The sequence below is a fragment of the Saccharothrix stipae genome, assembly GCF_054781895.1.
Genome location: NZ_BAAGTN010000012.1, coordinates 122314 through 131480, shown reverse-complemented (window position 1 = coordinate 131480; position 9167 = coordinate 122314). Strand labels below are relative to the sequence as shown.

Genomic DNA, 9167 nt, shown 5'->3' with positions numbered 1-9167 from the left:
CCGCCGAACAATTTTTCAGCCTTCAGGGGCACTCGACTGGTTCGAGTGCCCCTGAAGGCTTTTTTCATGCCTTGCCCGAGCCGACGCAGATGAACGGCCGTCGCAACGGGTCCACCGCCACCGCTTTCGCGAGTGCTCGCGCCGGTGACATGCCTGTCGCGAGGGCCTGGTGGTAGTCGTGCATAGCGGTGGCCGTGGTCTCGTCCCCCACGCGGCCGATGGAGACGATGACCGTGCTGACCCCTGCGAGCAGCATGGCGTCGGCGAAGCCGAGGGCGTCGTCGTCCGGTTCGACGTGTCCGCCGGCGAGTTCGCAGGCGGCGAGCACCACCTGTCGCGGCGGGTGGCGCATCTCGCTGAACTCGTGGGCGAACAGCACCCCGTCGATGAACTCCAGCCTGGAAAAGTGGGCGTTCTCCGGTTCGTTGACCCCGTATGCCGCGAGGTGCACCACGGCCGCGCCGTCGCACACCTTCAGCACCTCGGCGACTTTCGCCTGGTTCACCGGGAGCACCGTGGGGTCGAGGTGGAGCCGGGCGAGGCCGTCGATCTCACGCGCGGCCGCGGGCAGGCCCGGTCCGGCGGCCAGCACGACACGGCCTGGTCCGGGCAGGGGCGGAGTCGCTTCCGAGGCCAGCCATGCCGTGATGGACGGCGCCACGACGACCGACCTGGCGCGCAACGTCGCCAACGCCGACCACGCGACCGAGTACAGGGGGCCGGTGGGTACGACCACCAGTTCACGATCCCCGATGTGCTCGGCCAACGGCCGCATGAGGAGCCCGTCGAGCGTGCGCGCCTGCCGTTCGGCCGACGCCGCGATGACGGCTGCCAACGGAGGTGCGAGGTGGTCCGGTGCCATGGCGTTGACGTCGGAGTGCAGCCGCTGAGCCGGGTCGAAGATCACCTCGGTCGGGCCGAACCCGAGGACGCTGGTCCCTTCGTCGGTCACGACGAGCGCGAACAGCTCGTCCCACACGGTGACGAAGCTGATCAGCGCACGATCACCGATCGCGTGCACCACCTGGTCGAGCGTGGCCGCGTCGGCCGCCGGTCGTGCCGGCGCGTACTTGAGGCGTTGCACGCGGGCACGCTCGGTGAAGGTGAAGAGAGCGCCGGGATCCTGCCGCTGCACGACCACGTCCAACGCGAGGTCACGGAGCCGTCTGCGGTACAACCCGCCGATGGGCACGGGGCTGAGTTCGGCGGAGCGCTCCCGCTCCACGAGTCCGAAGGCGGTTTCCACCTCGAACAGCACGTCGTCGCCCTTGCCGCGCTTGAGCGCGATCTCCGCCCGGCACAGCTGGAGCAGGAGCCGGTAGTCGATCCGGGCGGGTCGCTTGGCAGCCGTTTCCGGCATCAACGTGGCCGCCAGGCCGACGTCGCCGTCGGCGATCACCAGCCGCACGCCGAGCAGCACCGCGAACGCGGCCTCGTCGGGCAGACCGGCCTTGGTCAGCTCGGCCGCGGTGCTCAGTGACCGCTGGTAGTGCTCGGACCGCGCGTCCCCGGTCAGTCGCTCCGGCTCGGCGGTGAACGCGGCGAGGTGCGTGAGCGCGCAGCTGGCCGCGGCCCGGTGGTCGCCCGCATCGGCGAACCGGACCCGCGCGACCGCGGCGAGTCCGGCGGCGCGTTCGGCGTCGCCCCTGGCCAGTTCCGCCATGGCGTGGTGCTGGTCCAGCCTGGCCAGCAGCGGGTGGGTGTCCCGCCACCGCAGGCGCAGTTCGTCGAAGAGCGAGCACGCCTCGGAGTGGATGCCCGCCGCGATCATCGTCTCGGCCTGGTCGAGCTCGATGCGGTCCACGAGGTCGGACGCGGAGGTCCGGCAGGTCTTGAGCGCTTGCCTGAAGTACTGCAGGGCGCGCGGGATGTCACCGACCACGCGGGTGAGCAGCGCCAGGTCACGCTCGTACGCGCCGAGCCGGAAGGCCGGCACGCCGCGCAGGGCCGCGTGCTTCGCCACGATGGTGAGGTTGAGCCGTTCGGTCTCGAACCAGGCCGGCACGTCGGCGTCGAGCGCGGCGTGGGCCTTGGCCGCGTAGTGCTCGAACAACCGGCCGAACGCGCGGTCCGCCGCTTCCCGGTCGATCACGGTCTCCGCCTGTTCACGGGCGTAGGCGGTGAGCAGGTCGTGCATGCCGAACCGCCCGTCCGCGCCGGCCTCCACCAGGTGCACGCGGGCGAGCGCGTCGAGCAGGCGGTTCGCCTCCGCCTCGTCCACCGAGGCGAGCGCGGCGACCGACGCGGTGTCGTACTGCCTGCCGGGGTGCAGCCCGAGCACGCGGAACAGCGCGCGGCAGTCGTCGTCGAGCTGCTTGAACGACCACGAGAACACGGTGCGGATCGTGCGGTCGTCCTGGGCCAGGCCCAGCAGCCGCCGTTCGCCGGCCAGCTCGGTCACCAGTTCGCCCAGCGAGGCGCGCGGCCGGACCACGGCCACCTCGGCGGCGATCCTCAGCGCCAACGGCAGCCGTGCGCACAGCTCCACCAGCGCGACCGCGTCGTCCGGGTTCTCGTCCACCCGCCGTCCGATCGAGGTGCGGAGCAGCCGCACGGCGTCGGCCGGTGGCAGCCGGTCGAGGTCGACGCCTCGCGCGCCGTACCGGACCCGCAGCTCCGGGAGGGCGTCCCGGCTGGTCACGATCACGAAGCAGCCGGGGCTGCCCGGCAGCAGCGGCAGGACCTGGCTCGCGGTGCGGGCGTTGTCCAGCACCACGAGCACGCGGCGGTCGGCGAGCAGGCTGCGGTAGAGGGCGGCGCGTTCCTGGACGTCGTTCGGCACGTCCACGACGCCGAGCGCACGCAGGAACCCGGCGAGCACGTCACCGTGCTCCAACGGCAGTTCCCGGTCGTAGCCGCGCAGGTCCACGTACAGCTGCCCGTCCGGGAACCGGTCGCGCACGCGGTGCGCCCAGTGGATCGCCAACGCGGTCTTGCCGACGCCCGCCGTGCCGGAAACCGCGGAGACCACCACCTCGGTGAAGTGCTCGCCCAGCAGCGCGTCCAGCTCGGCCAGCTCGGGTTCGCGCCCGGTGAAGTGGCCGATCGGCAGCGGCAGCTGGCGTGGTCGCGGTGCACGCGAGGCGTGGAAGTGGATGCCGCCGGACACGTCCCGCGCCTGCACGAACGACTCGCCGGAACCGGAGAGCTCGTTCGAGTGGCCCGACTCCTCACTCCCCAAGCCGACCTCCATCCGCCCTCTTGAACGGTAGCGCCAACCCGGTGCCCGTGGTTCCCCGCGACTAAGTTCTCCGCCATGCACCACGAGGCCATGCAGCACGAGACCGTCGACCCCCGAACGCAGCGCCGCTCCGGCGGGAACGCCGTGCAGGCCGACCTGGCCACGGTCCCGTTCCGCGTCGACCGGGACCGCGTGGCCAGCTCGCCGTTCTTCGCGCGGCTCGGCGGCGTCACGCAGGTCGTCAGCTCGACCGGCTCCGGCCTGCTGGTGCACAACCGCCTCACGCACAGCCTGAAGGTCGCCCAGGCGGCCCGCGCCATCGCCGAGCGCCTCAACACCCGCCCGGACTACGCCAACCTGCTGGAGAAGCTCGGCGGTTGCGACCCGGACGTGGTGGAGGCCGCCTCGCTGGCGCACGACCTGGGGCACCCGCCGTTCGGGCACCTCGGCGAGCAGGTCCTCGACCGGCTGGCCCGGCACCGGTTCGGGCTGTCGGACGGGTTCGAGGGCAACGCCCAGTCGTTCCGCATCGTCACGACCACCGACGCGCGGGGTCCGGCCGCGGTCGGGCTGGACCTCACCGTGGCGGTGCGCGCGGCGATGCTCAAGTACCCGTGGACGCGCCTGTCCTACCCCAAGCCGCACCCCAGGGACCTCCCGGCGCCGCCCCGTGGCGCGGCCGAGCCCGTCGACGCGCCGGGCACCGGTTCCGCCAAGTTCTCCGCCTACGTCACCGAGGTGGACGACGTCGAGCAGTCCCGCGCGTTCTACGCGGGCCGGTTGGAGCCGTGGCAGCAGACGGTGGAGGCGTCGGTCATGGACACCGCCGACGACATCGCCTACGCCATCCACGACCTGGAGGACTTCCACCGGGTGGGTGTGCTCCAGCACGCGGCGGTGTCCACCGAGCTGAACACCTGGCTCGACCACGCCGTCGAGCTCGCGGGTCTGAGCCTGGCCGACCTCGCCGCCCAGCAACGCCGACCGGGTCGTTCGCTGGAGACCCTGCGCCGCCGGCTGCACGCCAAGGACTCGTGGGCGGTGGACGACGAGGTGTTCGCGCACGCCGTGGCCAAGGTGCGCGCGGAGCTGGTCGACGGCCTGCTGGCGGTCCCGTTCGACGGCTCGGTGGAGGCCGAGCAGGCCGTCGCCGGGTTCTCCGCCCGCTGGACGCGCCGCCTGGTGGACGCGGTCGGCGTGGTCGAGGAGCCGACGACCCGCTCGGGGCACGTGGTGCTGGCCGTGCCGCAGTGGCACGAGGTGCAGGTGCTGAAGTTCGTGCACCGCCGGTTCGTGCTGCTCCGACCCGACCTCGCGCTGCACCAGCGCGGCCAGGCGCGGCTGCTCACCGCGCTGGTCGAGGCGCTGGAGCAGTGGGTCACCGACCGGCACGAGGCGAACCGGCTGCCGCGCAGGCTGCACGACCTGGTGGAGCTGGCGGGCGCCGAGTACGCCGCGCTCGCCCGGACCGACCCGTCGGTGCTCGTCGGCGCCACGGGGGAGACGCCGTCGGGTCCGGACGCGGTTCGGGCGCTGGCCCGCGGCCGGGCGGTGGTCGACTTCGTCGCCTCGCTCACCGACAACCAGGCCGCGGCGCTGCTCGACGCACTGTCCGGACGAACCGGTCAGCTGTGGACAGATGCTTTTGTACTGTGAAATGTGATGGATCGACCGTCTGCGAAGTAGGCCGAACGGTGGCAGACGGTACTTGGCCGTGCGCAATACGTTGACCCCTCGGTCGGAGACATCCGACCGGAGGCCGCGTGCGTCGGGGGCACGCCAATCTGGGGGAGACGCCTGTGCGCTCACCGAAACGTCGTTTGCGAAGAAACGCCCTGATCGCGGCGGGTGCCGCCGTGCTGTTGACCGCGGGCGTCGCAGCGCCCGCCACCGCCGACCCGACCAAGGCGTCCAAGGGCGTCGAAGCGCGGACCGCGGCGCAGATCGCCGCGCTGCAGGACATCAAGAAGTCCCTCACCGAAGCCGAGTCCAAAGTGGACAGCGCGCTCGTGGTCGAGCAGCGCCGCCGCGGGAACGCCACGACGCTCAACAAGCTCCCCGCCCTCCAGACCGGGGTGAAGGTCCACAGCGGAAACACCGTCGTGGTGGACATCCGCGCCTTCAAGGTCACCGACGACCTGGTCGCCGCCGTGAAGGCCGCGGGCGGCGGCATCCGCTCGGTCTCCACGGAGGGCAAGACCGTCCGCGCCCAGCTGCCGCTGAACGCGCTGACCTCCCTCTCCGCCCGCGGTGACGTCCGCCGCGTCGAGGCCGCGGTCGAGTACAAGACGTTCAACCAGAAGGACCGCAAGGCCGACCCCGTCCCCTCGAAGGAGGACAAGGCCAGGGAGATCGAGGCCCGCACCCGCGAGGCCCTGATCGCACCGCAGGCGATCCGGACCGGCGAGGGTGACCGGGCGCACGCGGCGGACACCGCGCGTGACGACTTCCGCGTCACCGGCACCGGCGTGAAGCTGTGCGCGCTGTCCGACGGCGTCGACTCGCTGGCCCTGTCGCAGGCCGCCGGTGAGCTGCCCGCGGGCGTCGAGGTCCTGCCCGGCCAGGAGGGCTCGGGCAACGAGGGCACCGCGATGCTGGAGATCCTCCACGACATCGCCCCGAACGCGAGCCTCGGCTTCGCCACCGCGATCAACGGCGACGCGAGCTTCGCCGACAACATCCGCGCGCTGCGCTCGCAGCTGGGCTGCGACGTCATCGTGGACGACATCCTCTACTTCAACGAGTCGCCGTTCCAGGACGGCGTGATCGCGCAGGCCGTGGACGCGGTCACCGCCGACGGCGCGCTGTTCTTCTCCTCCGCGGGCAACGAGGGCAACGTCGCCGACGGCACCTCGGGCCACTGGGAGGGCCAGTTCGTCGACTCCGGCGTCGGCGTCGGCAAGTTCGCCGGCACCGCGCACGACTTCAACCCCTCGCCGGACGCCAAGCAGGTGTTCAACCCGCTGTCGGACAGCTCCGGCAACGTCCCGGTGACGTTGTTCTGGTCCGACCCGCTGACCTCGTCGTTCAACGACTACGACCTGTACCTGGCGAACTCGCAGGGCAACGTGGTGTCGTTCAGCCAGGGCGTGCAGGACGGCAGCCAGGACCCGTACGAGCGGCTGAACACGCCCGCGAGCGCCTTCGGCCTGCGGTTGGCCGTGGTGAAGTTCCGCGGTGAGGACAAGTACCTGTCGCTGTCCGCCCTGGGCGGTCGCTTCAAGGACTCCTCCGACGGGCTGAAGAAGTTCGCGACCTCCGGCGTGACCCGCGGCCACTCCGCGGCCAAGGGCGCGATCAGCGTGGCGGCCGCCCCGGCGAACAACCCGCTGCCGTTCGACCTGGAGCCGGGCGACCCGGCCAACCCGCGCGGCCCGTTCCCGAACGCGTTCGACGGCACGCAGAAGCCCGAGCGGTTCACCTCCGACGGTCCGCGCCGGGTGTTCTTCGCGCCCGACGGCACCCCGCGCGAGGAGGTCAGGCAGAAGCCGGACCTGACCGCGGCGGACGGCGTGCAGACCAGCGTGGCCGGGTTCAACCCGTTCTTCGGCACGTCGGCGTCCGCGCCGAACGCCGCGGCCATCGCGGGCCTGGTGCTGTCCGGCAACCCCGGGTTGTCGCCGGCCGAGGTGCGCCAGGCGCTGACCGCCACCGCGATCGACATCGTCGAGGCGGGCGTCGACAACCGGACCGGCGCGGGCATCGTGCGCGCCGACCTGGTGCTGGGCTACACCGGCGCCTCGCCGCAGCCGCTGGCGAAGGCGGCGAAGCCGTCCGTGGTCAACGACGCCGACGGCAGCCAGTACCTCAAGCCGAACACCACGGCAACGGTCACCGTGCCGGTGGTCAACTCCGGTGACGGCACGGCCGCGTCGACCAGCCTCGTGCTCACCACGCCCACCGCGGGCGTGACGATCGCGCCCCGGTCGAAGTACTACGGCAACGTCGAGGTCGGCCAGACGGTCACCAACACGTTCAAGGTGACCGTGCCCGCGTCCCTCGGCGTCGGCTCGGCCGTCCGGCTGGACGCCCGGGTGACGTTCGCGGGCTCGACCTCGCCGACCACGAGCTCGTTCACGCTCAACGTCGGCGAGCCGTCCCGCGACACCAGGACGTTCGCCTACGCCGGGCCGGTCGTGGCCATCCCGGACAACGACGCCACCGGCGTCGCGGTGCAGATCCCGGTCAGCGGCGTCGGCCGCGGCTCCAAGATCGTGTTCTCCATCGACGGCGACACCTGCAACGCGAACACCGGCGCGACGACCGTCGGCATCGACCACACGTTCGTCGGTGACCTGGTCGGCACGCTGACCTCGCCGTCCGGCGCGACGGCCACGGTGTTCCAGCGCAACGGCTCGACCGGCAACAACCTGTGCCAGGTCGTGTTCGACGACACCGCCGCGCAGCCGTTCTCCTCGGTGACCAGCAACCTCGCGCCGTACACCGGCACGTGGCGGCCCACCACCCCGCTGGGCGGGCTGCTCGCGGAGCCGGTCGACGGCACGTGGACGTTCAAGGTCGTGGACGGTGCCGCGTCCGACCGCGGCTCGATCCGCGCGGTCTCGCTGAAGATCAACGGTTACATCTGATCGACGAAAAGGGCCCCGGGAGCACGCTTCCGGGGCCCTTTTGTTCACGTGTTACTTCGGCCACTCCCAGCGGATGCCGAACACGCCGGGCCCGAAACCGAGCGCCACGGCGTGCACGCCACCGGCCGCGTCCAGCGCCAGGTTGCGGCGCCGGGCCGGGGTGTCGTCACCGGCGGGCACGCTGAACTGCTGGCAGCGGGCGGGCAGGTGGGACTGGTCGAACCGCACCTCGATCACGTACTCGCGCACCGGCAGCCGGAACTTGCGGGTGAACGTGTTGTTGCCCGCCGGGTAGTGGCCCTCGGCGAACAGCAGCTCGTACTCCATGATGATGGTCTCGCCCCTGCTCAGGGGCCGGTCGAACATCATCTCGGCGGCCATGATGTTGGCCTCGGTGTCCTCGACCACGCGGCCGAGGTGGCAGTTGCGCAGGTTCACCACCTGCGGCAGCACGTCCGCCTGCTCGGTCTCGAACACCAGCGCCCAGCGGTCCGGGCCGTCCTGCTCGGCGCGCAGGATCTGGCGCACCCACACCGAGCGCTGACCGCCGTCCGCGGCGATCTCGATGCGGTCGTGCTGGCTGATCCGGCCCAGCTTCACGTCCGAGGACGTGTCCACCTTGGTGAGCAGGGTCGCCACCCGCTCGCGACGCGCCCACAGCGCGTCGATCGGCATCATCGTCGTCGGCCGCGACCGCCTGCCGCGCGGGCGCGGCGGCCCCAGCAGCGCCGACAGGCCTGCCTGCGGTACGCCGAGCACGGTCTCCAGGTGGCGCAGCGCCTCCAGCGACTCGGGTCGCTCGGGTCGGCGTCGGCCGGACTGCCAGTAGCTCAGCGTCGCGACGCTGATGGTGACCCCGCGCAGCGCGAGACGGTGCTGGATGCGGTCGAGACTCAGCCTGCTTGCTTTGATCGCGGCTCTCAGCGCCTCGGGGAAGGGTCCCGTGGTGAGAAGCTGCGCAAGACTGCCGTGGCCCGCCGAGTCGAGTTCGTCGACGGACAGGTTGGGTCGACCGGCAGCGTTGGTCATTGTGACTCCCCGCTGTCATGAGATCACGCCCCAGTGACCCTACCCGCCAACGCAGGGCGTTGGTGCCTACCAGGTGGAGTCAATGATTGGGCCATACGGGTTACGAGTTCACTGGGATGGGCATCGTTCTGTCAAGTGGTGAACATCCGTGCTCTCTCCTTTGTAAACCCGTCGGTAACATTGTGCAACGGGGGCTTCGGGGTCGTGGCGGCGGGCCCTTCGGTACCGGTGCGCGGTAAGCGACCGTTCGGCAGCGGGCGGCGTGCCCGGTCGTGTGCGTCGTCACCTGCTTCGTCACCCGCTCCGCCGTGCGCTTCGCCGTGCGCCCCGCTGGCCACGTGTCGTTGGCGGGTGTTGATCCGTTGGGC

The 9167-nt window shown here is 71.5% G+C and carries 4 protein-coding genes; 2 read left to right on the top strand and 2 right to left on the bottom strand.

Translation table 11 applies throughout. The features are described from left to right. Positions 1 to 64: 64 nt before the first annotated feature. Positions 65 to 3181 carry a CHAT domain-containing protein gene (locus tag ACYVLT_RS27260; protein ID WP_461123057.1) on the bottom strand — a complete coding sequence of 1039 codons (3117 nt, stop codon included), beginning with the start codon at positions 3179 to 3181 and terminating at the stop codon, positions 65 to 67. Between the two features lie 90 nt (positions 3182 to 3271). On the opposite strand from ACYVLT_RS27260, the gene ACYVLT_RS27255 reads away from it, so the two are divergent. Together ACYVLT_RS27255 and ACYVLT_RS27250 are read left to right on the top strand one after the other, a co-directional pair. Further along, positions 3272 to 4837, top strand: a complete 1566-nt coding sequence (locus tag ACYVLT_RS27255) for a deoxyguanosinetriphosphate triphosphohydrolase family protein (RefSeq protein WP_461123066.1) — start codon at positions 3272 to 3274, stop codon at positions 4835 to 4837. Positions 4838 to 5001: 164 nt separating this feature from the next. Further along, positions 5002 to 7770: a S8 family serine peptidase gene (locus tag ACYVLT_RS27250; RefSeq protein ID WP_461123056.1), complete on the top strand. Its 2769-nt coding sequence runs from the start codon at positions 5002 to 5004 to the stop codon at positions 7768 to 7770. A 51-nt stretch (positions 7771 to 7821) separates the two neighbouring features. Here the strand turns inward: ACYVLT_RS27250 and ACYVLT_RS27245 are convergent, their stop codons facing one another. Further along, entirely contained in the window at positions 7822 to 8799 is a 978-nt protein-coding gene (locus ACYVLT_RS27245; RefSeq protein WP_461123055.1) for a hypothetical protein, read from the bottom strand. Between the last annotated feature and the right edge of the window lie 368 nt (positions 8800 to 9167).

Bases quoted from the DNA above. Each gene is read 5' to 3' on its own strand.
- ACYVLT_RS27255 (WP_461123066.1), top strand. From the start codon at position 3,272: ATGCAGCACGAGACCGTCGACCCCCGAACGCAGCGCCGCTCCGGCGGG.
- ACYVLT_RS27245 (WP_461123055.1), bottom strand. From the start codon at position 8,799: ATGACCAACGCTGCCGGTCGACCCAACCTGTCCGTCGACGAACTCGAC.